This is a genomic window from Candidatus Burkholderia verschuerenii (assembly GCF_001189365.1).
GTDB classification, from domain to species: domain Bacteria; phylum Pseudomonadota; class Gammaproteobacteria; order Burkholderiales; family Burkholderiaceae; genus Caballeronia; species Caballeronia verschuerenii.
The window spans coordinates 1-23491 of sequence record NZ_LFJJ01000037.1 but is presented as its reverse complement, the minus strand read 5'-3'; the positions used below and the strand labels follow the sequence as shown (position 1 = coordinate 23491).

Annotated in this window: 27 protein-coding genes; 3 read left to right on the top strand and 24 right to left on the bottom strand. The window is 60.6% G+C overall.

The genetic code is table 11. The features are described from left to right. The first annotated feature begins 134 nt into the window (after positions 1-134). From BVER_RS09725 to BVER_RS09715, 3 genes are read left to right on the top strand one after another with little or no spacing between them, the layout of a single operon-like run. Positions 135-779: a plasmid mobilization protein gene (locus tag BVER_RS09725; RefSeq protein ID WP_083452113.1), complete on the top strand. Its 645-nt coding sequence runs from the start codon at positions 135-137 to the stop codon at positions 777-779. Beyond that, positions 776-1924 carry a relaxase/mobilization nuclease domain-containing protein gene (locus tag BVER_RS09720; RefSeq protein WP_050453120.1) on the top strand — a complete coding sequence of 383 codons (1149 nt, stop codon included), beginning with the start codon at positions 776-778 and terminating at the stop codon, positions 1922-1924. The genes BVER_RS09725 and BVER_RS09720 overlap by 4 nt, the downstream gene beginning before the upstream one ends. Positions 1925-1949: 25 nt before the next feature. Then, a complete protein-coding gene (locus tag BVER_RS09715) occupies positions 1950-2867 on the top strand; it encodes a 3'-5' exonuclease (protein ID WP_050453119.1) in 918 nt (305 codons plus the stop codon). 505 nt (positions 2868-3372) lie between these two features. Here the strand turns inward: BVER_RS09715 and BVER_RS09710 are convergent. From BVER_RS09710 to BVER_RS09605, 24 genes are all read right to left on the bottom strand, one after another. Continuing rightward, a complete protein-coding gene (locus BVER_RS09710; RefSeq protein WP_050453118.1) occupies positions 3373-3564 on the bottom strand; it encodes a hypothetical protein in 192 nt (63 codons plus the stop codon). Between the two features lie 20 nt (positions 3565-3584). Continuing rightward, positions 3585-3998 (bottom strand): hypothetical protein, encoded by a 414-nt coding sequence (locus BVER_RS09705; protein ID WP_050453117.1) that lies wholly within the window; start codon positions 3996-3998, stop codon positions 3585-3587. A gap of 9 nt (positions 3999-4007) precedes the next feature. Then, positions 4008-4727, bottom strand: a complete 720-nt coding sequence (locus BVER_RS09700; protein ID WP_050453116.1) for a restriction endonuclease — start codon at positions 4725-4727, stop codon at positions 4008-4010. Between the two features lie 66 nt (positions 4728-4793). Next, positions 4794-5255 carry a PH domain-containing protein gene (locus BVER_RS09695; protein WP_232316471.1) on the bottom strand — a complete coding sequence of 154 codons (462 nt, stop codon included), beginning with the start codon at positions 5253-5255 and terminating at the stop codon, positions 4794-4796. Next, positions 5252-5677, bottom strand: coding sequence for a KfrB domain-containing protein (locus tag BVER_RS09690; protein ID WP_050453115.1), 426 nt, complete (start codon positions 5675-5677; stop codon positions 5252-5254). Before BVER_RS09690 ends, BVER_RS09695 begins: the two co-directional genes overlap by 4 nt. Positions 5678-5692: 15 nt before the next feature. Further along, entirely contained in the window at positions 5693-7357 is a 1665-nt protein-coding gene (locus BVER_RS09685) for an LPD7 domain-containing protein (RefSeq protein WP_050453114.1), read from the bottom strand. 12 nt (positions 7358-7369) lie between these two features. Continuing rightward, complete coding sequence (locus tag BVER_RS09680; RefSeq protein ID WP_157055988.1) at positions 7370-9316, bottom strand: type IV secretory system conjugative DNA transfer family protein; 1947 nt, start codon at positions 9314-9316, stop codon at positions 7370-7372. Further along, the gene (virB11, locus tag BVER_RS09675) at positions 9309-10451 is read right to left on the bottom strand and encodes a P-type DNA transfer ATPase VirB11 (protein ID WP_050453112.1); all 1143 of its coding nucleotides are present in this window, start codon (positions 10449-10451) and stop codon (positions 9309-9311) included. Before virB11 ends, BVER_RS09680 begins: the two co-directional genes overlap by 8 nt. Positions 10452-10502: 51 nt before the next feature. Beyond that, positions 10503-11705: a type IV secretion system protein VirB10 gene (virB10, locus tag BVER_RS09670; RefSeq protein ID WP_050453111.1), complete on the bottom strand. Its 1203-nt coding sequence runs from the start codon at positions 11703-11705 to the stop codon at positions 10503-10505. After that, positions 11702-12526, bottom strand: a complete 825-nt coding sequence (locus tag BVER_RS09665; RefSeq protein WP_050453110.1) for a TrbG/VirB9 family P-type conjugative transfer protein — start codon at positions 12524-12526, stop codon at positions 11702-11704. The genes virB10 and BVER_RS09665 overlap by 4 nt, the downstream gene beginning before the upstream one ends. Continuing rightward, positions 12523-13236 carry a VirB8 family type IV secretion system protein gene (locus BVER_RS09660; protein WP_050453109.1) on the bottom strand — a complete coding sequence of 238 codons (714 nt, stop codon included), beginning with the start codon at positions 13234-13236 and terminating at the stop codon, positions 12523-12525. Before BVER_RS09660 ends, BVER_RS09665 begins: the two co-directional genes overlap by 4 nt. A 17-nt stretch (positions 13237-13253) precedes the next feature. Next, a complete protein-coding gene (locus BVER_RS31350; RefSeq protein ID WP_157055987.1) occupies positions 13254-13442 on the bottom strand; it encodes a hypothetical protein in 189 nt (62 codons plus the stop codon). Between the two features lie 138 nt (positions 13443-13580). Then, entirely contained in the window at positions 13581-14567 is a 987-nt protein-coding gene (locus BVER_RS09655; RefSeq protein ID WP_050453108.1) for a TrbL/VirB6 family protein, read from the bottom strand. Positions 14568-14582: 15 nt separating this feature from the next. Beyond that, positions 14583-14846 (bottom strand): EexN family lipoprotein, encoded by a 264-nt coding sequence (locus tag BVER_RS09650; protein ID WP_050453107.1) that lies wholly within the window; start codon positions 14844-14846, stop codon positions 14583-14585. A 14-nt stretch (positions 14847-14860) separates the two neighbouring features. Then, positions 14861-15562: a P-type DNA transfer protein VirB5 gene (virB5, locus tag BVER_RS09645; RefSeq protein ID WP_157055986.1), complete on the bottom strand. Its 702-nt coding sequence runs from the start codon at positions 15560-15562 to the stop codon at positions 14861-14863. Beyond that, positions 15523-18228 (bottom strand): VirB4 family type IV secretion/conjugal transfer ATPase, encoded by a 2706-nt coding sequence (locus BVER_RS09640; RefSeq protein WP_050453105.1) that lies wholly within the window; start codon positions 18226-18228, stop codon positions 15523-15525. Before BVER_RS09640 ends, virB5 begins: the two co-directional genes overlap by 40 nt. A gap of 11 nt (positions 18229-18239) precedes the next feature. Continuing rightward, complete coding sequence (locus tag BVER_RS09635; RefSeq protein WP_050453104.1) at positions 18240-18458, bottom strand: hypothetical protein; 219 nt, start codon at positions 18456-18458, stop codon at positions 18240-18242. A gap of 12 nt (positions 18459-18470) precedes the next feature. Further along, entirely contained in the window at positions 18471-18818 is a 348-nt protein-coding gene (locus BVER_RS09630; RefSeq protein WP_050453103.1) for a VirB3 family type IV secretion system protein, read from the bottom strand. Positions 18819-18832: 14 nt separating this feature from the next. Beyond that, the gene (locus BVER_RS09625; protein WP_157055985.1) at positions 18833-19177 is read right to left on the bottom strand and encodes a hypothetical protein; all 345 of its coding nucleotides are present in this window, start codon (positions 19175-19177) and stop codon (positions 18833-18835) included. Further along, on the bottom strand, positions 19128-19439 hold the full coding sequence (locus tag BVER_RS31345) for a hypothetical protein (RefSeq protein ID WP_157055984.1): 312 nt from the start codon (positions 19437-19439) through the stop codon (positions 19128-19130). Before BVER_RS31345 ends, BVER_RS09625 begins: the two co-directional genes overlap by 50 nt. A gap of 132 nt (positions 19440-19571) precedes the next feature. Then, positions 19572-21614 carry a type IA DNA topoisomerase gene (locus BVER_RS09620; RefSeq protein WP_198155211.1) on the bottom strand — a complete coding sequence of 681 codons (2043 nt, stop codon included), beginning with the start codon at positions 21612-21614 and terminating at the stop codon, positions 19572-19574. After that, positions 21592-22269 (bottom strand): lytic transglycosylase domain-containing protein, encoded by a 678-nt coding sequence (locus BVER_RS09615; protein ID WP_050453100.1) that lies wholly within the window; start codon positions 22267-22269, stop codon positions 21592-21594. Before BVER_RS09615 ends, BVER_RS09620 begins: the two co-directional genes overlap by 23 nt. Beyond that, entirely contained in the window at positions 22262-22531 is a 270-nt protein-coding gene (locus BVER_RS09610) for a hypothetical protein (RefSeq protein ID WP_050453099.1), read from the bottom strand. Before BVER_RS09610 ends, BVER_RS09615 begins: the two co-directional genes overlap by 8 nt. An 11-nt stretch (positions 22532-22542) precedes the next feature. Further along, on the bottom strand, positions 22543-23142 hold the full coding sequence (locus BVER_RS09605; RefSeq protein ID WP_050453098.1) for a hypothetical protein: 600 nt from the start codon (positions 23140-23142) through the stop codon (positions 22543-22545). Positions 23143-23491: the final 349 nt, after the last annotated feature.

Genomic DNA, 23491 nt, shown 5'->3' with positions numbered 1-23491 from the left:
ACGAAAGTGGCGTGGGAGGTTGTATTCTAAGGCAGGATATGGTTTGTGCTACAATTGCATGTAGCCCAAGGGTGCACTTTCGTTGACGAAAGTGCTTGCTCCCACGCCCCACACTGACTATCTCGACGAAGCCCATGAGCGACGGCGTTGATTATAGGCGGGCACAAAGCGCGGGGGCTCCGAACGCGACTTTCGTTGACGAAAGTTTTCGCGCGTCGAAGCCGGTTAAGAAGGATCGCCAAATGCCAAGAAAGCCGTCGCTGCAAACCTATGTCTCGGAAGAGACCAAGGCGAAATTCGCAGCCGCCGCGAAAAAACACGGCTACGCCAACGAGGCGCAATTGCTGCGTGTCGTGATTGATCGCGTGATCGGGGACGAGCCGGCACCGCCCCCGCGTCCGGTACGCGAGGCGAAGCCGAAGCGCGAGCAAATCAATATCGGGTTGACGCCCGACGAGCACTATCAAGTCGAATCACGCGCGAAACAGCAGGGCGTGAATCGCACTACCTGGATCGTCAATCTCATCCGCGCGCACGTTCTACGTGAGCCGCAGTTTTCGACTGCCGAGCTAGATACGCTGATGGAGTCCAACAGGCAGATAGCCGCAGTTGGCCGGAATCTGAATCAGATCGCGCGGAACATCAACATGGATCCAAACGCCATGCGTAGCGTTACGCTCGAAGCGATCGAAACGCTTGTCGCCGACCTGAAACAGCACCGGGCGCATGTTGCGCGCGTCATGGACACGAACTTGGATCGTTGGGGGCTCGACAAATGACCAGCACGACGCCACTCGAATCGCTCTTCGACTCGCTCGGAATGTTCGACTCGCTCGAAGAGTTCGTACACGGCCCCGCAGGCGGCAAGTCACCGCCCGGGGATCAGGTGCGGCCGGGCCTGCCTGGTCGATCTAATTCGGCGAGCAATGGCAGGGCGAGACGCGCGAAAAACACGATCGCCCGCGTGACGCGCAAGGTTCCCGAAGTCATGGTGAAGGTGAGCAGTGTCGGGAAGCAAACGGGCCGGGTGTGGGCGCACCTTACCTACATCACGCGGAACGGGCAGATCGAGGCAGAGAACGAAGAGGGCGAGATTCTTTCGGGGCTCGAAGAGTTGAAGGAGCTTCACGAACACTGGTCGCAGCAGATCGGCAAGCGTCGCGCGAATGGCAAGCAGACCGTTAACATGGTCTTGTCGATGCCAGTCGGCACCAATCCTGAACGCTTGAAGGAGGCCGCGCGCGAATTCGCCAAGCAGGCATTCTCGAACCACGAATACGTGTTCGTGCTTCATACGCCCGAAACCGACCCGGACGAAGATGCGCCCCCGCACCCGCACGTTCACATGGCCGTGAAGGCGCGAGGCAAGGACGGGCGCAGGATCGTCCACGGTCGCCCCGAGTTGCAGGAGTGGCGCGAAATGTTCGCCGAGCAGTTGCGCGCCCGAGGTATCGAAGCGGCGGCAACGCCCCGCAACGTGCGCGGCATCGTAAAGAAGGCGACGCGGCAGCCGGTTTATCAGGCGGCGAAGGAAAACCGATCGACGGTCAAGGAGTCGGCCATTCGCGAGGCTGCACGCGTCGTACTCGACAATCGCACCGACGCGCGACCGTGGGAGCAGCGCATCGCCGATCGGCAGACGACGATTCGCGCTGGCTGGACAGCGCTCGCCGACGTGCTCGACAAGAGCGCAGAGCCGGGCGACGCGGAGCTCGCGCGCCAAGTGCGTGCCTTCGTGCGCGACATGCCTGCACCGCTCACGCAACAGCAAGAGCTTGAGCAGCGTATGCGGGACGTTGTGCGCAAGCGTGCGGCGCAGGCCGAGAAGCAGGCCGGAAACGAGCAAGGCGCACAGAGTCCGACCGCACCGAAGCCGACGACGAAGCCGCAGCCGCGCCCGGACAAGGACTACGACCGCGATTAGTCACGCGCCTAGAGAGGGCAACCCGATGAACTACAAGAACAGGGCGGCAGCGCCGGCCCATTTGCGTACCAAGACGGAGTTGAAACAGGAGCGGTTGAAGCCCGCACCGAAGCAAGGCGCGGCCGGCTTCTATTGGCAAGGCCACGGCTACGTGACGCTCTACGATCCAGCCGAGGCGATACCGATGCGCCCGCGTCGCGAGTTGTCGTCCGCGCAGGCGGCGGCGCTGTCCATCGGCCGCACGCTTGTAGGAACCGCACTATGCGCGGTGTGTGGCATGCGCACGGACAAGTTTGAGCTCGATCGCAATCGCGGCCGCTGCTATGAGTGCGAGGCGCGAGACGAGCGCGAGCAATGGGAAGAAGAGAAGCGGGCGATATGCTCGTATGCGGCTGACCTGCTTACGCGGTCGCCGCTTTTTTTTGACACCGAGACAACCGGGCTCGATGAGCACGCCGAGATTATCGAGGTTGCCATTCTCGACCACGACGGGACGGTACTGCTGAATACGCTAGTCAAGCCGACGCAACCCATACCCGCTGAATCGACGGCTATCAACGGCATTACCGAGCAGGACGTAGCGAACGCGCCGGCATGGTCGGACGTTTGCGAGCACGTCGCGCGGCTTCTCGCCGGGAGGCTCGTTGTCGCTCACCATGCCGACTTCGACAAACGCATGATGCGGCAAACGAGCCTTCGATACGGCGTCGCGCTCGCGGTCTTTCAGGCCGAATGCACGATGGAATTATTGACCGGGCTGAATGCGGGGCGCTGGCCGAGTCTCGGCACCGCGATAGGAATTGCCGGCGCTACAGTGCCGGCGAGCGATACCGCGCACCGGGCAAGAAGCGACGCCGAGGCGTGTCGTCAGGTCGTTCTCGGACTCGCGCGCCAAGCGCAAAACGTTTCAGCGGGTTTGGGGGCGGAGCTAAAGCGAGCTTGATTCAACTATGTTCGCGTGCCGCTCCATTGCAATGTCCGAAGATGGAAACGAGCCTTCGGAGCGAAATCCACATTGAAGCGTCCAGACGGGCTTGCCCCTGATAATTCGATTTTTGATTGTCCATCCTGTCGGGTGGACAAATTCATATGGGCCGACGCGTTGCCAGCCGCTGGCAATCATATGCCCCGTACTTTCATTACACATCGTTTCCTCTTGTGTGGGTGCTCCTTGTTAACGGCATTTGGCGAGCACTTTCGCACCGAGATAATGTGCGCAAATAAAAGGGCTTTTTGGCCCAATTCGGCAGACTGATTCGCGGTGATTCTCGTACTATGTAGTTCTCTCAGGTTCGTGCCAACCCTCGGAACGGCCGGACATTCAACCGGCGCATGCGCCGGTTTTTTTTGCGAAGCTGGATACGCGAAAAAAAGGACCGCCGAAGCGGTCCAAAGATTCCGGCCCAAATTCCGAGGGCCATGCGAGCCGGAATGAGCTACCGAGGTCGTTACGTGTGCGTCGATTGCGGTACGAGCTCCGCGTGCCGACCGATTGCCTTTTCAAGCGTGGCGAAACGGCCCTGCGTTTCTCCACCGTGCCAGAGCATGAAGATTTCCTCGCCGTTCTGGAGATAGCGGCCGATTTCCCATCCGCTCGGATGCGACCAGCCGTATGCGCTGTTCTGCTTCCACTCACCCATGATTCACCTACGCTCGACGGCTACCGGCCGCAACGGGGCGCGCACGCGCCGGGAAAATTAGCTATCGCTGCGACGCGCTTTCGGGTTCGCCGGAATCCAGCGAAGCGGATCGCTACGCTTGCGATCCTCCGATCCTCACCGTCAGGCGTATTCCAGTGAACGCCGGTCTTTTCACATACAAGCCCGTCACGAACCGAGCCAAGTGAATACGCCTCGTTCTTGAAGTAGCAGAACGAGAACGGGTCTTGGGAGGGCGCGCGAGCGGCCAGCTCGCCGACGACTTGCTGCAAGTCCTGATGAAGAATCGACAGTTGGGCCTGCGTGAATTGTTGTGCTGCGTCAGGGGCCGGCGCTGCCGGCGTTACGGGTTGAGTTTGCGCGAGGACGAGGCCGGAGGTTGCCAGCGCTGCGACGGCGAGAATGATTTTCTTCATTGCATATACCTAAGTCGGCTTCCGGCCGGTACGGGGCGCGTGCGCGCCGTTCGACTTCACAGGGCGCGCACGCGCCGGGGAGACACCGCCACGCCGCACCGATTCGACGAGCTCGGCGAGTGCATCGCCAGTTACGAGCTCGATCGGCTTGCCAGCCGCAAACGTGGCGGCGTCGCGAGTGAATTTGCCAGTGCAGACAATCGCGACGGCTGTTGCCTTGTGGTGCGCCATCAAGCCGAACATTTCACGCACCACAGATGCGCCGATGCTTGTCGATTGCCACTGTTTGCATTGGACGATGACCTTTTCCGCGCCGCGCGTGAGGATGAGATCGACGCCGCCATCGGCACCGCCCTGGCCGGTCACGCGCACGCGATAACCAAGGCGGCGGTACGCTTCCGCGACAAGGCGCTCGAACTGTCGCCAGTCGAGCGCCTTGAGGCTATTTAGGTCGCGCTGCACGTCGAGCAGCTTCGCTCGATCGCGACCACGCAGCGCGGCCACGATCGAAGCGCCGAAGAAAAGCAGGGCAAGCACGATCGCAAGTAACGCGACCGGCTTGGACTGGACGACGGCAAGGGCAACACCGAGCGGGCCGGTGCGTGCCGAGACAGAGGCCGCGAGCGCTTCGGCGGCAAGGATCGCCGTGGCGATCGACGCGCCGAACCACCACGGCCCGCGAGAGGCGAGCGTAAGTAGGCCGGGGCGGGTTTTCTTGCGACGGCTCATACGCGCCCCATGTTGACTTCGCGGATGCCCTTGCGGTCGCGCAGGGCGATCGCTGCGCGGTTCAGGTCAGAGCGCAGGGCTTTCGGCATCCGGCAGGCCGGCGAGACGCCAGCGCGGTGCGTCTGAATCGCTCGTCGCCACGATGACCGTGCCGACACCGAAAGGACGCTCCCACCACGGATGAAACGAGGTCACATGCTGGATGCGAAACAGTTCGAGGCTCGACACTTCCTTGTTCAAGATGCCTTGCCGGTACGTGATGCGCTCAACGTCGATCCTGATTTCGACGAACGCCGTTTGCAGGCAGACGAAGAGCGCGCGCAGAACGAGCAGGAGCGCAGGCACGAGGCCGACAAGCGGCGTAATGTGCCAGCGCAACTCCGCGAAGTGCGCCGCGACGAGCACCACAACCGCCGCGAGCACGTTGCCTATCATCGTCGGCAGATTGACCACTTGCGAGGGTGAGCCTTCGAAAATTACTCTTGGCTCGTCCATCGTCGGCATGGCTTCAATCAGGTTGCGATTCATCGCTCGGCCTCGTTCTCGCGCGTGAGTGAATGTGCGCGAGCTCGACCAAGCAGGTAGTCGATGCGCTTCGTTTCCCCAAGGGCCGGCACCTTGTTGAAATCGAAGCGGTCAAGATCGTGCCGCACGACCTTCGTGCCGACCGACTGGAATACGTGCCGATCGTCTTTGTGGACGACGGCACCGACGTAGCTTTCGCCGCCCTTGATGACAGCCGGCGACGCCGTATCGAGGCGATACGCGCCACTCGGGACGCCGCGCGGCGGCAGTGAGTGAAGCGTTACGCGCTCGCCACGGCCCGGCATCGGGCCATCGAGGTTGCGCGAGCCGTTCGCGACCGTTACGTGCGTGATATGCCCGCTGCGGGTTTTCGGTTCCGGCCGCTCCGTCGTTTGCGCTTTCGGTTGAGGTTTCGTCGTTGCCATATTCTCGTCTCCCGATTACCGTTCGGCCTCACGGCCACGCGACGGGGTGCGCTCCGATCGTTCCTGCGCCGGCGACGGGCGTTGCTGTTGCTTCGGTTCCTGCCGTTGCTCGACCTTGGTCGAGCTCACCTTCGGCGGCGTAATCGGCTCGTTGCGCTCGATGCGCTGCGCGAGTCCTTCGCGGAACCGCTCTTCAATCTTGCCGGCCATGTTCGGATATTTGTTCGCCAGCGCCTTGACGGTCGTTGCCATCGTGGCATGTGCGCCGAGCAGATCGGGATGCTTGGCGAGCGAGTGCGACGCATCGAGCGTGCGGAAGTCGCGCGCTTTCTCAACGCTCCATCCGTTGAGTACAGCATCCTTCGCGCGCGAGCCGACCACTGCGCCCTTGTCGTCGCGTACCGCTTCCTTGACGACAACCGGCTCTTGCCCGGTGCGCTTCAACGTCACGTTGTCGCCCACGTCCGCTCTCGCATCACGCATCGCGCGCTTGAGGTCTTTGCCCCACACCTCGCGCTCTTTGCCGTCCGCCATTTCGAGGCGCACGAAATAGCTTTCGTCATTGCGCTCGTCATGCTGATAGCGTGCCGCACCGTGAGCCAACACCCGGCCCGCGACAACGCCCGCTGCGGCGGTCGCGAGCTCTTCTGCGGCTTCCGGTGTCGCCCGCTTCTTGCCGGCCGCTCCTACGGGCTTCTCGCCGGGTTTCTCCAGTTCGGCGCCTGCGGGCTCAACTGCATTCAGATCCACGTGCGCGCGCTGCGCGGCCTCGCGCTTCGGCATCCCGCGCTCTTCGAGTTTGCGCTCGAGCATTTCCTTGTCGGCTTCGGTCGGGTCATAGCCCACGACTTCCGCGCCCGCGAGCTCGGCCGCGAGCCACACTTCGCGACGGAAATCCTTCGAGCCTTTCACGCGAAGCGTTTCCCACCCGCGCGCCATCGCAATCTCGACGAGCGATTCGGCGACGACGGGCGACGCGTCTTTCGTTTCCAGACGCAAGCCCCTGTCCACGAAAGCGAGTTTTTGCCGTTGCTGATCGAAGAAATACTGATTCTTGTTGCCTTGCGCGAAGCGCCGGGCAATATGCGACGGAACCGGCGTCATCAGTTTTTCGCGCTGGACGCGCTTGTACTGCGGCACGTTGGCGTCGCCGGCATCGAGCGTCGAATTCACGTCCGCGACCGAGTTCGAGGACTCGGCTGCAAACGGATCGTCATTGACCGGCGCGGCCGGCGCAGACGAGCGCTCGCCCCATCGCTTCTCGACCCACTGCTTCACGTCCTTATCGAGCTCGCGATCGGGCTCGATGGTGTTGTCGTTGGCCGCATTCTTCGCGTTCGCCTCGTTGGCCGCTGCTGCGGCCGTCACGTTGGCGGCAGGGGAGGCCGGCATACCTGCGGGCGTGAACTGCGAGGGTTGCATCGGATTCAGGCTATCGCCCTTGAGTACGCCCGAAGTCTCGCCGTGCGGATCAGGCGCAAGTGCGTTCATCGCGCGAAAATTCTCATCGCCGAGCAGCTTCGCCGTCGCCTCAGACGAGAGGCGTTCGGCGCGATCGACGATCCTGCGACCGTCGAAAAACCGGAGGTTGTACGTCGGCGTCGAGCCGTCCGGGCTCATGCTTCGCTCGAAGCGAATCGAGGTAACGCGATTGCCGTTGTGTTCGATCGAATCTGCCATTTGCGTGACTCCTTATGCTTCGGCTTCCGCCAAAAAGAGATTGACGAGCTCATCGACTTCTTCTTCGCTCGCAATCGTTTCGGGTAGTTGCTCCTTGAGCTCGTCGGGGAGCTCAAGATCGTTGAGGCTGATCGTGTGCGACTCGGCCATGATCTTGTCGAGGTTGTCGAGCGTGACTTCGACGTACTCGGGTTGACCTGCCTCGGCATCGGCCGCGGCTTCTGCGGCTTCTGCCTCTTCGCGCTGCGCCTTGTACTGCGCCTGCAACTCGTCCTGCCGCGCCTGCACGCCCGACAGATCGAGCACCGGCACCGTTGCCGCTGGCAACAGACGCGACTTGAAATTGCGATCCTTGTAGTACCGCACCTTGTCGCACCACAGCGGGTTATCCATTTCCTCGTAGAAGATGATTTGATGCTTCGTGCCGAGCTTGCGGAGCTCTTGCGCGAGCATGAGCGCGCGCCCCTGCTGCGACGTACTGTTCGACCCACCTTTGCCGCCCAAGTGCGGGCGACTCTTCGAGGTAACGTCGATCGTCTTAGTCCCCAGGTTCTCCGAAATTTCCTTCGCGATTTTCTTGTTCTTCGGCCGGAACAGGATTTCGAGCGCGTGGTTATCGAAGAAACTCTCGGCATCGTCGGCACCATAGACGGAGCGGATTTGCGCCGGGCTCTGACAGATCGTGAGCAGGCGCAGATTGAAGCCGGCGATGTACGCGTTTGCCTTCGCCACGATGCTGATCTTGCCGATGGCGGGAAACTCGTCGTTGACGAAAAGCACCTGATACTTGAGCTCGGGATTGTCTTCGGGCATCTGTTCGGTGTTCAGGTTGAACACCTGCTGATAGAACAGGTTGATGACCGGAGCGAGCATTTCAAGCTGCGCAGGTTTCAGGCTCAGGAACACGCTCATGCGACGCTTGCGAAGGTCGCGCAAGTCGAAATCGTTCTCGCTCGTCGCCGCGTCGATTGTCGGGTTCGCCCACAGTTCCAGCGTGGACGTGAGCGATTCCTTGACGCCCGAACGGGTTTTCTCCGACTCGATGCCGATGAAGCTGATGAGCGCTTGCGTACAAGCGAAACTAAGCTCGTTGTCGGAGCCTTCGCGCTCGTTGATGATGCGGGCGAAGTAGCTCGCCGTATCTTCGGCCGTCGAAAGCTGCCGCAGCAATTCGCCGAGCGTCACCGGCACGCCCGGCGTTTCGAGCATGTACAGCACGACGCCGAGGAACAGCTTGCGAGGCGTGGCCGTCCAGATCGGATCGACGCCCGGACGATCGGGAACCAGCATATTTGCAATCTGCTGAATGTCCGTGATGCGCCTGTTTCGATCGTCCGAAATGTAGTACAGCGGATTCCAGCGATGCGTATTCGGCGAGAGCGGCGAGAACTGGTAGCACTCGTGCCCATGCTTGCGACGGAAGCCCGACGCGATACGCCAGAGCTCGGGCTTAATGTCGAGCACGACCAGCGAATCAGGCCAGTTCAGACAGTTCGGCACCACGACGCCGACGCCCTTGCCGGATCGCGTAGGCGCATAGAGCAGCACGAACTGTTGGCCGTCGAACGTCAGATACCGGCCCTTGTACTTGCCGACGATGATGCCGCGCTCGCCGAGCAGGCCGGATTCCTGCACTTCTTGCGGCGTCGCCCATTTAGCATCGCCGAACAGTTTTTCGCCGGTCAGCAGCTTGCGAATCACCACTGCGATCATGCCAACGATCGGCATGACCACTATGAGGCCGGCGATAGCCCACGATACGATCAAACGCCACTTCACGGCGTTGTCAGTCCAGTAGTAGCGCGCATACTCGAACGTTCGCAGCAAGCCGACCTGATGCACGTCGAACTTGAGCGTGTACAGCAGTACGAAAAGCGCGCTCGACAGATAGCCGAACATGAGGCCCAGGAAGAGGGCCGTTAGAACGATGCCGGCCAGTATGCGGAGAGCTTTAGCCACGGATCGCCATCCTCTTCTTGAACGGATCGAAATAGATGCCAGTGCAGACGCGCTTGCGCTTCACGGTGTCAAACTTGAAGTGCGCGACGACATCGACCAGCGCGTGCAGCAGCGCATAAATCTCTGTATTCGTCATGCCGCCACCACTGCGGCTATCCTTGATGAGCAGCAGCAATTGCGTGAACGTGAGCGGCGCGGAATCAGCGTGAATCGTCGTGATCGAGCCGGGATGCCCGCTATTCACGTTGCGCAGGTAGTAATACGCCTCATCCGATCGGAGCTCGGAAAGCAGGATGCGATCGGGCTTCATCCGCAGGCAGTTTTCGAGCAGGTCTTTCGCCGTGACCTTGGAAACGCCCTGATCGCCTTTGCTGTAGAACAGGTGGACGCGGTGCGGATGCACCGGCAGATCCATTTCAGGCGTGTCCTCGATCGTGATAAGGCGTTCGTTCGCAGGGATTAAGTCGGCGATCGCTTTACCGATCGTCGTCTTGCCGCTACCCGTTGCGCCGGAGGCGATGAAGTTCTTTCGGTAGACAGCGACAGCGCGTTCGATGAACTCCACAAAGCGCCGCTTAATGAAGAGATCCCACAGTTCGTACTCTTCGGGCGCGAGGCGGATTTGCTTCTGTTGCTCTTCGGTCGTGTCGTACTCGCAGATCGTATCTTCGAATGCACCGCCCGCCTCAATCTCCTTGATCGACAGCCGGCGACGCGAAGGCTTGCGGATCGAAATGGACACTTCGCCGGCAGGCGTTGCGGGCGGCAGCGCGATTGCTACGCGTTCGCCATTCGGCAACGTGCCGCCGAGCAGCGGCTTTTCCTCGCTGATTTTTTGCTTGCGATAGCTCGCGAGCGCATACGCGATGTTGCGGCACCAGTGCTCGGTAATGTTCTCGCGCTTGTGAAAAATCCAGCCGTCCGACGCGAGCGTGCCGACCATACCGGGATAGTCGATCGTAATGTCGGTTATCTCAGGATCGTCCATGAACTCGCCGAGCCCTTCGCCGAGATACGTCAGCAGCGACGTTGCGCGCTCATCCTTCGCGGGACGCGCCTCGCCGTACTCCATCGGCATTTTCGACAGGACGCCAGAATCGACGCCGTTCGTTCCATTGTGGTGTTGCGGTTGCATAGCATGGCCCTCAAAGAAAAACTCCCCGGAGCTCACCGGGGAGTGCTCGCGTTACTGCTGTTCCGCGAGGCCGTACACACTTCGGAAGTCAAGGTCACGCGCGATATACAGCTTGATATGCGCGCCTTGGTTATGTTCGAGTGTCGGCGGGATGTTGACGGAGTTTTGAAGCGCAACGTCGGCCGCGCTGCTTGTGCTTTGCGTCGTGTTGTTGACGCTGAACTGACTGCCGCTTGACATGGCCCGGTTTGTGACCGCTTGCCCGAGGTCGCCGACCAAGCCGACCATGATTGCGCCGCCGAAGCGTTGCCAAAAGTGCGTGTTGATCGTGCCAGTGAGGCCAGCGCGACCGAGTGCGTCGGTAACGGGCGAGTCGAGGTCGATCGACACATTCTGCGGCGTATCGGCACGGCTCGCGAGCATGAAAATCCGGTCTTGTCCCTGATTCAAGCCGCGCTGATACTCGACGTGATAGACCGTGCCGCGATCGAGCAGGATCACGCGATTGCTCTTGCTATACACGTCGTCGGAGCCGAGGCAATTCAACATGCCCGGCTGCGTCGTGTTGATAGCAGACTGCGCGATACAGTCGATAACCGTGCCCTTCTGGACGAGGTAATCAGGGTCGGGCAGCATCGTCGCGACAGCCATCGGCGTGCGCGTGCTCGTCAGCATCGAGCCGAGCCCGTTTTGCTGCGAGTTCCCATTGCCGCCGAGCAGAGCACCACCACCAGCGCCACCGCCGGGAGGCGGTTGCACAGGCTGCGCAGACTCACCACTACCGTACATCATGCCCTTTTCCCGCTTGCGTTCAGCGGGCGTGAGAGGCGCTTTCTGCTGGCCCTGTACGCGCACCGGCTGCGTGGCCTGTGCGGGTTGCGACGCCGCTGCGGGCGCAGATGCCGCCTGCGCGAATCCTGCCGGCTGGGAGGCCGGCAGCGACGGCTTAGCCTTGGACAAGTCGAGCGGCGAGCCATTGCCGAGCTCGTCGCGCTTCTTCGGCGTAGCTTGTGCCGGGGATTCAGCCGGCGCGAGGTACTTCTTGTACAGCGTCCACCCCGATACGGCGAGCAGCGCGAGTGCGAACAGGAACAGCACGCCTGCAAACAAGCGCGTCAGGAGCGAGGAACGGCGCTTCGTGTTGACCGAAGGAATGCCGCGATCGCCTTCGACGTGCGCCGGTTCGCCGCCCAACTGATTCGCTGCGGCATCCGGCTCCGCCTGGTCGCGTTTGAAGCGATCGAAGATACTCATTGCGGGCTCCCCTTGATCGTGCGGACTACGCTCTTCGAAATCGTGCCGGTAGGCGAGCCACGGCCCGGCCCGGTATAGCCCTTGTTGAACACACACGCAACGAGCTTGTCACCGCGCCGAAGAACGATTTTCTTGACGAGGTAGGGCAGCGACAGCACGCCCGTATTCGGATCGACGGACGGATTGGCGATTACTTCGTCGCCGTCGTCGCCGACCGTATACATGGCGGGCAACTGCGCGCCGGCCGGGAATTCGATGTACGTGAAACGCCCGTCATCCCATGCGCGCGAGGGCGTGAGCTCTTCCGAGCCCTGCACCCAATAGTTTGTGTTGTCGCCGGGCTTCGGCTCGCTGCCGGCGCTCGCGGCGTCAAGCGTCGATTGCGCACGCTTGGCGTCAGCCTTTGCCTTGAGCTCATCCGGGTACACGTACAGCAGATCGGCGTAGTAGGTTGCTTTCGAGCCGACGACGAGATTCAGGTTGTACGTGTGCTTGTTCGTCACGACGACCAAGTTGGTTTGCGGAAACTTATCGACCGGCTTAAGGAACAAGTGATTCTTGATGTTCTTCTCCGGGCCAACGTCCCAAGCCGCATCGTCGCCGGTCGAAACATACGTCACGACCTCACCAGCGCCGAACTCGATGTGCGTGCGCTGGCCGTAGGCCACCACCAAGCGCACCGCGTCGGCACGGTCATACTTGACCACGCGGATATGCGAATCTTCGGGGCTCGCCATCGGAATCGACTCGGCACAGGCGAGGCTCGGAACGACAGCCGCAGCAATCAGCAGCGCGGCCAAGAGGGCAGGGAAGCGTTTCATTGCAGTGCCCCTCCTTGGTCGGGGTCGCGGCGATAGTCAATCACTTGGAAGCCCAAGGGATTGATCGAGCGAACCTTCGGGTTAGCCGGCGTGCCGACGTATTTGTACGTGATCGTCGAAATCCAGTTGACGGGCTTCGCCGGGAGGCTTCCATCCTTCGGCGTCACAATCTGGCGCCAACGGTACGTTGCGATCGTGATGCCAGTGTGCTTGTTGAAATCCTGCGTCACAGGCGGGCTATTCTCGTCGAGCGTCACATCGAAGCGGTTCGAATACTTCGCCGAGGGCGATTCAGCGTTATCCGGGTCGGACTGCGCCTTGTAGACCTTCTGCTGTTCCGGCGAGTTGAACAACTGCGCCGTGTTGTACAGCGTCTGCGCCTGCGAGTAGTTGTAGTTCTCGCGCGCGGCCACGGCCTGCCGGATGAAATACTGGTTGAGCGCTTCCTGATACGTCGATTGCGAGTTCGAGAGCAGGTCGGTCGTTTCCGTCGTGCCGTCCGCGTGCTGGACGATCAGGAACGGATAGACCTTGCGGGCAGCGGCCAACACGATGCAGAGCACAACAAGCAGCACCATGAAAATCCACTGCCAGCGCGCAACAGTCCATGCACGCTTTTCGCTCGCTTCCGCTTTTGTCACGCGGTCTACGTCCCACGTGCGAGCTTGAGCGAAATACTCGCGCTCTTCTTCGGGCGTCATCGGTTGCATTACGTCACTCCGTCAGTTCAAGGATGAGCGGCCGACGCAGCCGAAGCCGGCGCAGCCGAAGAAACGTCAGCCTTCGGCTGGTACTGCACCGAGTAGCCGGGATTAATCGGGCGAAGGTTGGAACCGTCGCACGTGACCGGCTTTGCCGGGCCTGATGCGCAGGCCGCAAGCAGCAGCGCAAGCAAAGCGAGGATGGTGTAGCGCATGGTTTGGACTCCCAGGAACTAGATGATCGATAATCAAGATAGCACGTTTTGATTTATCAAAACAGTAGTTTTTGATGTGGTAGGGCGCAGAAAAAGCAGCGGGCGGAAACCCGCCGCTTTGTCCCGATGGTCAGATCGCTAAAGCCCCTTGACGCTGTTCATGCGGAATCGACTCGTTGCGGCGCGAGCCGCAGCCTTCGCGCCGAGGCCCGCTTTGCCGCCCGACCACTTCGCACCTTGGCCGAGCTTGCCGGCGAGCACGCGCGAAGCGCCGCCCGTTGCCGTCGAGACGACCCAATTGCCGAAGCCAGTACCAACCGGCGAGCCACCCGCGAGGCTCGATGCGACATGCGGCACGCCCATGATGATGAGAATGTCGATGATCGCGATAACGAGCAGGCCGAGCGCACCGCCAAGGCCCGATTCCGAGGTCATCGCCGAAAGGTATTGCTGGAAGGCGACGAACGTGAACGACACGATCGTTACCGCGAACACGTTGACGAAGATGTAATTGACGATGAGGCCGAGCCACGCATCGAAAAAACGTTTGGTCACGTCGAAGATGAGACAACCGACGAAGATCGGGCCGAAGGCGAGCAACACGGTCAGCATCCCCTTTGATAGCAGGATGAGGTACGCGGCGTAGACAGTCATGATGATGCCGGCGAGATAGAACACGATGCCCGCGAGGTAGTACGAAAACCCGCTCGACGACGTGATGCCACCTTGCGACATTGCGTCGTTCCCCATGTCCATCGCCTTGCCAAGCTGCTGATCGAGGATCGACGGCCCGGCAACCGAGTCGGCCGTTTGCCCGGTTACAACGGTCGTTAGATCGTTCGGCAGATTCAGGACAGGATTGAGCACGTATGTACCGTAGCCGGCGACCGAAAAGCCAATGCTCAGAATGAGAACGAGCTTGATCGTGCGCGCGACCATATCGTTACCCCAGTCCTGCACCTTGCCCCGAATCCCGGCCCAAGCGTACAGGATGAAGTAGATACCCAAGCACGTTGTGGCGACCGGGAGAAACGCGCTGATGGTGCGCGAGATTCCCGCATTCAGGAACGCGTCAATCGCGGCCTGATAGTGCGTGAATATGTTTTGGAACAGAGTGATATTCATGGGGCCGTGCCTTCGTTAGAACTTCGGGATATTGCCCTTCGTGAACTGCGCTTCCGCCGACTTGGCCGCGTTGATGCAGTTCGGGTCTTGGCCGAGCTCGCCCGGATTCTCGTGGCAGGCGTCGAGCACGCGCTTGCGCATGTCGGCCTGCTGCGTGAACTCGTCAACGGTCAAGACCCGATCCAAGAACGGGATCGCAGTCGGTTTCGTGTTGCACGCCGCAAGTGCGGCGCACAACGCGAAACCCGCGACAATCTTCAATTGCGTGTTTCGGCGCATGGGTGTACGGCTCCTTAGAAAGCAGGGGGTGCGGTGTTGGTGAAGCCCACCGCGCGCTCACGATCGGCCTGCATTTGCACTTGCTGTTGCTGCGTGCTCGCAGCGCTCATCGCTGCGAGGCGTGCATTCTCGTTTTGCATCATGACGTTTTCGGCCTGAATCCGGGCCTGCAAGTCCTGAATCGCCTTCGGATCGGTTTCGCCGTCGATCGAGTCAATCAGCGTTTGCAGCGTCGTAAAGCGTTGGGTCGCGGCCGAGAATGCCGACTGCGACGCCGCCGAGAGCGACGCATTCTGATTACGTGCTGCCGCGATCAACTGCTGATTGGCCGGGCTCAGTGCCGCAAGCTGGCTCGAATTCAGCACCGAGTTATTCGAGAGGATCTGTTTCGCCAGGCCGGACAGATCGCCGCTGCCGGTGCTGATGCCGCTCAGAACGCCTTGAAAATCGGACGGAAGATACTGACGTGCGGCCGGGTTGTTGATGAGGCTGCTAAGGCCACGGCTGCCGACCGTCGAGTTGTACGTCGTCTGCAACTGCGAGTAGGTTTGCTGCGCCTGCTGGAAACTTTGGACGAGCGTGAGGAACGACGTATTGTCGTAAACCGGGATGCCCTGCGCGAAGGCCGAACCGGAAGTCAGTGCCGCCAAGAGGGCAGCGGTAATAACAAGGCGTTTCATGCTGCATTTCTCCTTTGATAGAACACCGGAAGCCACGCATCCGGGTTGGACGTGCCGAGCTCGGCGACAATGGATTCGTAGAGACGCACGTTTTCTTTCGTGCCCGAGAGGATCGAGAGCGAATCCGCGAAAGACGGCGCGCTCAGATCGAGCTCCACGACGACGCTCGAATGACCCTGTTTGACCAGATAACGATTGCTGCCGACCGGCATGCCGCTCACCACAATCTGGAACTCCGTTTCCGTCAGTTTGAGCCCGTCCACGTATGCCTTGCGATCGCCCTTCGGGTTCGGGCACAGAATCATGGTCGCGGTCTGCTGGATAATCGTGCTGCTGATCGGCGAGTTCACAATGTCCTCGGCCTCCTGCGTACCCATCACCAGCAGGCCGTTTTTCTTGCGGATCGTTTTGAGCTCATCCTTTGCGATGTAGCTCAGTTCCTCGTCTTGCAGGCTCTTCCAGAACTCATCCCAAAACCAAACGAACGGCGAGCCCGTAATCATTTCGTGCCGCACGCGATGCGCGAGATACATGATGATCGGCGAGCGCAGTTCGGGGATTTCGAGGAAGTCCGTAATGTCGAACCCGACGAGCTTCGCGCCGAGCGAGATATGATCGCGCTCGCCGTCGAACACCCATGCGTGGTCGCCGTCATACACCCACTGTTCGAGGCGGGCTTTCGCGCCTTCGCTCGAATCGCTCGGAATCAGGTCATACACCTGACGCAGCCGTCGTTCGGAAGCCGGGCGCTTCATCACTTCACGCGCGGCGTAAGTGATCGAATTCGATTCCTGCATCGAGAGCGTTTGGCCGGCCGGCGCGCACAGCTTGCGAACGAGGCGAATCACCAATGCGGTGTTCGCTTCGTTGGTCACCATTTGAAGCGGAGCCATGCCCGAATAGCGAGCGTTGCCGCGCTCATCGGTTTCGTGCTTGATCGACAGGTACGTCCCACCGTTGGCAACGACCATGAGCTTCATGCCCTCGTCCTTGTCGAGCACGGCAATCCGCATCGCCGGAATCTTCGTGCTAAACGTCGCGAGCACACCTTGCATCACGGTTTTACCGCTACCGGCCGGCCCAATGATAATCATGTTGCCGAGGTTCGCGACCATTTGCTTTTTCACAGCCGCCTGAATTTCAGGCGTGCGCTTCGCAAACGGAGCGTCGCGGAATGGCCCTTCACTTTCGTCAACGAAAGCGGTCGGCGGCACGTCGTCGTCGAGATATTCTTCCTCGTCCTTCGCGACCTGCAATGCCGTCACTTGCTGTTCCGCGATCGACGCGTACACATCGCGCGCGTTGCGGCGCTCTTCTTCCGACGCGTTCTCTTCGGTAGCCGTCACAGTCGCGTCGTAATCAAGCGACGCGCTGTTACGGATGAGCTTCTGAATCGCTGCCTTCGAGTGGTGATAGTTGAAGAAGTAGGGCGAGCCCGCCGTAGTACGCATCATCACGATCGCGTCGCCCCACTGGTTATTCTCCTTCTGCCCGGTCGGGTAGTTGTGGAATGCCGACAGTGCAGCGAAATTGCGCGAGTCGAGGCCGCTCAGGCGCGGACGCTCGCGGAAGTTGCCCGGCAACTGCGCGAGGAACGCTTCGACCAGCGCATCATCTTCGCGTGCCACATTGCAACCGACGCTGCCGAGCGCCGTTTGCGCGACCGCGACGGCGTTGCGCAACGTCTTTTGATCCTTGCCGAAAACGTTGAGCGACAGATGATGCCCGCCGTACACGATTTCGCCGTTGTTGAGCATCCGAATCTTGTCGTCAATGTCCGCGATTTGCTCTTCGACGAGATTGCCGCTGCCGGCGAGCTTGTTTCGCTCTTTCTGCAACGATTCTTGCGCGCTAGTGCGATCCATGAATTGGTAGCTCTGCGTGAGCACGTAGCTAAACGGCTCCGTGAGCAGGCCATCGAGCAAGCCGGGGTAAGTGCTGCCCGGATACGTCTGGAAGGCCAGAAAAACGCCGTAGCGCGTTTCTACCGGCCCGCGCAGTTCGTAGGCATCCACACCCCAAATCGGGCGCGCAGTCGGCAGGTACGTCGAAATATCAGCCGGGAGAACCGGCACGCGCTGCCAGTACCCATTCACCAGATAGCCGAAGAATTCCAGCACTTCGGAAAACAGGCTACCGCGATGGCGGTACGTCTTGAGTTGGACAGGGTTGTACCGCGCGAGCATCCGCGAGAGCGTGCGAACGGCGTCCGTGAGCTTGTCGCGTGCTTCGGTGTGGACTTCCGCGAGCTCGTCGGCCGCGCGCTTGTTCGTGTTCTTGCGAAGCAGCACCGCACGTTCAGCCTTTTCGACGATCGGCCGATAGACGAGCGTGATATAGATCCTGCTCGACATGAGGCGCGTGCCGCTCACGTCGGCGCGATATACGTCGTTGAACTTCGTCGCGAACGTGGTCGGAAAAGAGCCGTCCACATAGGTCTTTTCCTCGTCGTGGACGGTATGCGTCCAGATCGACAGGTGCGGACTGGCGAGGTTGCGCAGGATGATGTTCAATGTTTCGTGCGCGATATTGACGTCGCCAATGTCGGACGTCTGGAAGGTGACGCCATCGACGGAAAGCACCGTCACATAGTCGCCCGCCTGCGTGCTCAAGAATTCGTGCGTCGCATGAACCTTGTACGGGATTTGACTCGGCAGGAAACCCGAGTTTTCAAGCAGGTATTGTCGGTCAGCCAGATTCATAGTGCTCTCTGCTATCGGAGTAAGTGCCGCACGGCGACGGCTCCGAGGATCAGGCTCACGCCAATCCCCAACATCGCCGCAAAGTCATGCCCGTGCATCGCCGCGCCGACCATTCGATAGACCGCGCTGCGGACTACCGAATCAATGATGAGATCGACAATGCCGTGCGCCCCATGACCACCGGAGTACGCACCGAAACGCGGAATTGCATGAGCAACGAACGGTGTCATCACGTGCCCCCCTTATCGCCAAACCTTGCTCTTGCGAAAGCGGAGCGGGCTCAACGTCGTTGCGCCCCAACGGCGACGCGCACGGTTAAACCAGCGCGTGCGTGCCGCTGCCGCCATGAGCTCGATGAAGCGCTCTTCAACCCGAGCACGGATGCGAGCCATGCCATACAGCGGCAGACCCACCAGACCGAAAAACGGGTTCTTGAAGAACAGGAAGCCGAAGAGAACGAGCTCGGCGCTAAACGCGAAGATGATCGCGAGAGCGGAAATCGGAATGCCGCCCTTCATGACCGGCTTCGTCATCCCGAGCGCGACTTTCTCGACCGTGATGAGTTCTTCCCTGTCGTCGGAATTGGCCATGTGAGCACCCGAGCTCAAACGGCCAGCGAAGCGGCGTATGTTGCGAGAGCGAGGCCACCGCCACCCGCGACGATCCAGCCGATGATGTTCAGCAGTCGCGTCCATTGCGCGAAGCCGAAAATACCCGCGATCGTGCAGAAGATCACGCCGATACCGGCGATGATCGCGAAGCCTGCCGAAATGATTTGCAAGATGCTTTGGGCCGGCGAAGCAATGCTCACCTGCGCAAAGCACAGAGCCGGCAGCAGCGCGCCGGCCGTGACAGCGCCGCGCGCCATCGCCAGATGGACGCGCTTGCGCGCGAGAAGGTCAGTCAGGTACTTCGCCAGCGTCGGGCGGTTCAGGTCGGCCGTTTGCAAGTGCATTTGCTTCACTCTCAGAAAAATGTCGAAGGAATATGGTCGGGATCGGCCCGAACGTCTTGTCGAGGTAATCGACGAGGCTATCGAGGCTCGACCATGTACGGGGCTTCTTACGTTGTGTGATTAGTTGCACCTCGCTTTCCTGCCACATGAAGCGGCAATGGAGTTCGTATTTCCTGTCAACCTCAATAACCCTGAAACTCACTAGCTGCCCCAGGGATTCGCGCTCTTTCAGCGCCACTTCGTTGATCGTGTCCATCCTCGTGTTTGTCTCGTAAGGTGAGGGACACAATTCTATCCACATACGAGCCTTGAGCATCAAAATTACTCGTTTTGATAATTCAGATCATAGGGTGTCAGAAATCAAAAGGCAATGAATTGATTTATCAATTTAGTGCTTTTTGAGAAGAGCGAGCCCGCCTTTCTTTGCCGGTGGCTTCTTCCCGCCGACCTGAACCCCTCCGGGCTTCTTGTTCATCGCGGCGGCATAGTCAGGCTTGCCGTTCTTGTTCGGATATGTCTGCGAACACGTACCGCGATCGCTGCACCCCCAAAAGTCGTAACCTTTCGTATCGCCCGAGGCTGCGCGTTTCAGGTGAATCAGCGGCTTGCCGCAACGGCACTTGTGGGCCGAGAGGGCAGGGCCAGCCGCAGCGCCCGGCTTGCCGTTGGCATCCGGCCGCGTCGTCTTGCAATCGTCCGGGTAGCCCGAGCAGCCCCAAAACGGCTCTTTGTCGTCGGGCTCAATCCGGTGCATCGGACGCCCACACGTCGGGCACGGAAAGCGCGGCTTCACGTCGGTCAGGAACCGCGCGACTTCCGCATCAATGTCGCTCTCGAATGACGCGACCGTATCGACATACTTCGCGCGGCCTTCGGCAATCTCGTCGAGACGTGCTTCCATGTCGTGCGTGTAGTCGAAATCCATAAAGCCGAAACGGCCGTTCAGCGCCTGATAGACGTAGGTGCCGAGCTCCGTTGCAAATAGGCGCATATCGCTCGTCTGCGTGGCGTAGCCCCGGTCAAGTAGCGTCTTGACCATGCTCTGAAACGTCGAGGGCCGACCGATGCCGCGCTCGTCGAGGATCTTGATGAGCGACGCGTCAGTGAGGCGCGCAGGCGCACGCGTTTTCTTCGCGACGACCTCGCCTGCGGGCGTGAGCGCCGAGCCTTTCGAGAGCTTCGGAATCGGATTGGCGACTTCGGCCTCTTGCTCTTCGGCCTGATCGCCTTTCGTCAACGAAAGCCAGCCCGGTTCGAGCAGCGTGCGGCCCTTCGCCGTGAACGTGACCGGCTTGCCGTCGAGCTCACCACCCGACAGGACTGCCGTGCGCGTTGCGTACTTCGCTTCGGCCATTTGCGAGGCAACTGCCCGTTGCCAGATGAGCCGATACAGAGCCCGCTCTTGCGGCGTGTCGCCCGCTTCCAGCACTTCAAACTCAGTGGGCCGCGTCGCTTCGTGACCCTCTTGCGCACTCTCGCGAGCCTTGAACTGGCGATGCTTCTCGGCGCGCGGCAGGCCGGCCGCGTCGCAGTAGGCGAAGATCGCCGCGACTGCATCGGCCGACAGGTTCGGGCTATCGGTACGATGGTAGGTAATCAGCCCTTTCTCGAAGAGCTTTTGCGCCGTATCCATCGCGTCGGCAGTTTTCATCTTGAGCGACACCGACGCGGCCTGCTGCATCGTTGACGTGGTGAACGGCGCGGGCGGCGAACGCGTCGCGCGGCCTTCGTCGAACTGCGCGACCGTGACCGAGGCAAGCGCCGCGATGCGCGTCGCGAGCTCGCGATCGAGCACATACGGCGACTCTTCGGAAACGAACGCCTTCGTGTCCCATTCTGCGAACCACTCACCAAAATCGAGCTTGACGCCGAAGTGATCGGTCGGCTTGAAAAATTTGATGGCGAGCTCGCGCTCGACGACGATGCGATTCGCGATGCTTTGCACGCGACCGGCCGACAGCTTCATGCCGCCAATCTGGCTCAATGCCGGGCTGACCTTGTAGCCAAGAAACCGATCCTCAACGCGCCGCGTTTCCTGCGCCAACACGCGCTGATTGTCGATCTTGTCGGGCTTCGCGATGACCTTGCGAACGTAGTCTGCCGTCAACTCATTGAAGCGCACGCGCTTGTACTCCGTGATGCCGCACGCGTCTTTGATGTGCCACGAAATAGACTCGCCCTCGCGATCCGGGTCGGTTCCGAGGTAGATTTCGTCGGCGCTCGCCATCGCCTTCTTTATGGCGGCAACCTGCCGCGCACCGCGTTCGCTCAACACGTACTGCGGCCGATACGTCGGCGCACTTACGCCCATTTCGTCATCCGGCAGATCGCGGATATGGCCGTAAGTCGCGATGATTTTCCAGTCGTCGCCCAAAATCTCTTGCAACGTGTGGATCTTGTTCGGCGATTCAATCAGCAGGAGTTTTGTCACCGTCATCCTCCGTGGCTTCGTATTTAAGACCCCCGCCTTTTTCGGCACCCGCGTCCACCGCACGCACCGCCCAAGCAGGGGCAGGGCGTTCGGCCGGTGCGATGCGCCGCGCGCGCAGCACAACCGCGCCCGAGCTCGCGTTCGCCGGCGCAGCCGGGGACGCGTTCTTATCAATCGCCGGCACAACCGGGATTGCGTTCGGATCGTCGGATGCCGCGAGCACAACCTTTTGCACGTAACCTTGTCGGAACCCGGTCACGTAGTTACCGCTGTAGTAGCAGCTAAACGCCGCGCGAAGTGCCTGCTGATCGTTCCGATAGATCGGCTTCGCACGCGCAAAGCAGTCCTGAAGAATGGCAGCACCGGCCCGAAGGTTCCGGCACAGATCGAAAATCGTGTCGTAGGTTTCGCCGTACTTGGCGAGGTTGTAGCGGTTCACCTGAACCGCTCCGAGGCTAAAGTTATAGCCGAGGCGTTCGAGCTCGCGCGCCGTCGCAACGGCTTCTGCCTTACTGCGCGGCTGACGTTCGAGCTTCCCGCCAACGACGCCGATCGCATACGGATTGAATGACGATTCGACGTGAGCCACCGCGGCGAGTGTTTGCGGCGCGACTGTCGGCGCACACTGTTGGGCGATTGCGATGAAATCAAGCATCGCGACCGCCTTCGTCCACGAAGAACGAAACGAGCGACGCTGCAAGCGGACCCGCTTGCAGGAGCATCACGAACGCCATAACGGCGAAAACAAGCCAAGTGCCGAGAGCGGCCGGTGAATGCAAGGCGTTCACCGTCAGCAGGCCGGCGTTCTGCACTGCGCTCGCAACGGCGTAGAACATCAGCGCCACGATGGCAAGCCACACGCCGAACGTGAGCGCTTTTTCGGAAAGGAGGCGATCGAGCAGAGCACGGAGTTTCATCGCGCCCTCGCTTACCAGTGAACCCGGTTATACATCTTGCCGTTCACGTACACGTCGATCGCACGCGGCGACTTGTACTGTTGCCACTGCACCTGATCGTAAACCGTGATCGTCTGCTGATCGCCGTCGTTGTAGTTGCCGATCGTGTACGTGCCGACAGTGTTCCCGACGCACGCCTGCGGGCCTGCGGGTTGCCCTTGGCTTTGCGGCTCGGACATTTGCGGCTGGCCGACGAGCGTGTATTGGTCAGCGCCGCCGTAGTACCAGCTTTGCTTCTGCGTCGAGTTGCGCGAGCCCTGCACGACGTAGCTGCCCTGCGCGGCAGGTTTCAGCGGGTCGGGGCAGGGGTCATACGGTGCGTACAGTTGTTGAGCGTAATTGCCCGGTTGGTTGCCGTCCGACTGATCGCACGACGGGAAGGGCCGGCCGTGGTCAAGATCGTCCCACAGGCGCGTAATCGGCGGCACGCACTCGGAATACTTCGTCGGACTGCCCGGCGTCGCCAGGCACAGCAACACCTGACAACCGTAGGTGCTCGCGTGTGCCGCTTGCGGCACCGTCCACGAACTCATCATCAACGCCAACACCGCGAGAGGCTTACCGAGTTTCATACCGCGCTCCTTGATCGGGCAGAAGAGAAGCGCGCCTCGAAATCTGCTAACGCGCTCGTCAAAAACCGTTAAATTGACTAATCAAAATGGTATGTTTTGATTGTCGAATCATAAGCTGAAATCGTTCGTAAGACAAGGAAATTCGCATTTCACAGTAAGAGCAAACGTTATGCGTTCTGGATATTGCATCTGGTGCAATGTGTGGGGCATGGTTCGCAAACTTTGGGGCTTCCCGCGCCCTGCGGGCACGGTCGGGCTGTTGTGCCGCAACCGAGCTCGCGGCGTGCGCCGCGACCGTGGGCGGCATCGAGCCGCGCTGCGCGAGTCTCGACCCATTCGGGCTGTCATC

Bases quoted from the DNA above. Each gene is read 5' to 3' on its own strand.
- BVER_RS09660 (WP_050453109.1), bottom strand. From the start codon at position 13,236: ATGCAACCGATGACGCCCGAAGAAGAGCGCGAGTATTTCGCTCAAGCT.
- BVER_RS09605 (WP_050453098.1), bottom strand. From the start codon at position 23,142: ATGAAACTCGGTAAGCCTCTCGCGGTGTTGGCGTTGATGATGAGTTCG.
- BVER_RS31345 (WP_157055984.1), bottom strand. From the start codon at position 19,439: ATGGACACGATCAACGAAGTGGCGCTGAAAGAGCGCGAATCCCTGGGG.
- BVER_RS09705 (WP_050453117.1), bottom strand. From the start codon at position 3,998: ATGAAGAAAATCATTCTCGCCGTCGCAGCGCTGGCAACCTCCGGCCTC.
- BVER_RS09655 (WP_050453108.1), bottom strand. From the start codon at position 14,567: ATGAATATCACTCTGTTCCAAAACATATTCACGCACTATCAGGCCGCG.
- virB10 (WP_050453111.1), bottom strand. From the start codon at position 11,705: ATGAGTATCTTCGATCGCTTCAAACGCGACCAGGCGGAGCCGGATGCC.
- BVER_RS09690 (WP_050453115.1), bottom strand. From the start codon at position 5,677: ATGGCAACGACGAAACCTCAACCGAAAGCGCAAACGACGGAGCGGCCG.
- BVER_RS09685 (WP_050453114.1), bottom strand. From the start codon at position 7,357: ATGGCAGATTCGATCGAACACAACGGCAATCGCGTTACCTCGATTCGC.
- BVER_RS09630 (WP_050453103.1), bottom strand. From the start codon at position 18,818: ATGGCCAATTCCGACGACAGGGAAGAACTCATCACGGTCGAGAAAGTC.
- BVER_RS09640 (WP_050453105.1), bottom strand. From the start codon at position 18,228: ATGAATCTGGCTGACCGACAATACCTGCTTGAAAACTCGGGTTTCCTG.
- virB11 (WP_050453112.1), bottom strand. From the start codon at position 10,451: ATGCAACCGCAACACCACAATGGAACGAACGGCGTCGATTCTGGCGTC.
- BVER_RS09720 (WP_050453120.1), top strand. From the start codon at position 776: ATGACCAGCACGACGCCACTCGAATCGCTCTTCGACTCGCTCGGAATG.
- BVER_RS09695 (WP_232316471.1), bottom strand. From the start codon at position 5,255: ATGAATCGCAACCTGATTGAAGCCATGCCGACGATGGACGAGCCAAGA.
- BVER_RS09700 (WP_050453116.1), bottom strand. From the start codon at position 4,727: ATGAGCCGTCGCAAGAAAACCCGCCCCGGCCTACTTACGCTCGCCTCT.
- BVER_RS09710 (WP_050453118.1), bottom strand. From the start codon at position 3,564: ATGGGTGAGTGGAAGCAGAACAGCGCATACGGCTGGTCGCATCCGAGC.
- BVER_RS09715 (WP_050453119.1), top strand. From the start codon at position 1,950: ATGAACTACAAGAACAGGGCGGCAGCGCCGGCCCATTTGCGTACCAAG.
- BVER_RS09610 (WP_050453099.1), bottom strand. From the start codon at position 22,531: ATGAAACTCCGTGCTCTGCTCGATCGCCTCCTTTCCGAAAAAGCGCTC.
- BVER_RS09665 (WP_050453110.1), bottom strand. From the start codon at position 12,526: ATGAAACGCTTCCCTGCCCTCTTGGCCGCGCTGCTGATTGCTGCGGCT.
- BVER_RS31350 (WP_157055987.1), bottom strand. From the start codon at position 13,442: ATGCGCTACACCATCCTCGCTTTGCTTGCGCTGCTGCTTGCGGCCTGC.
- BVER_RS09615 (WP_050453100.1), bottom strand. From the start codon at position 22,269: ATGCTTGATTTCATCGCAATCGCCCAACAGTGTGCGCCGACAGTCGCG.
- BVER_RS09725 (WP_083452113.1), top strand. From the start codon at position 135: ATGAGCGACGGCGTTGATTATAGGCGGGCACAAAGCGCGGGGGCTCCG.
- BVER_RS09650 (WP_050453107.1), bottom strand. From the start codon at position 14,846: ATGCGCCGAAACACGCAATTGAAGATTGTCGCGGGTTTCGCGTTGTGC.
- BVER_RS09635 (WP_050453104.1), bottom strand. From the start codon at position 18,458: ATGACACCGTTCGTTGCTCATGCAATTCCGCGTTTCGGTGCGTACTCC.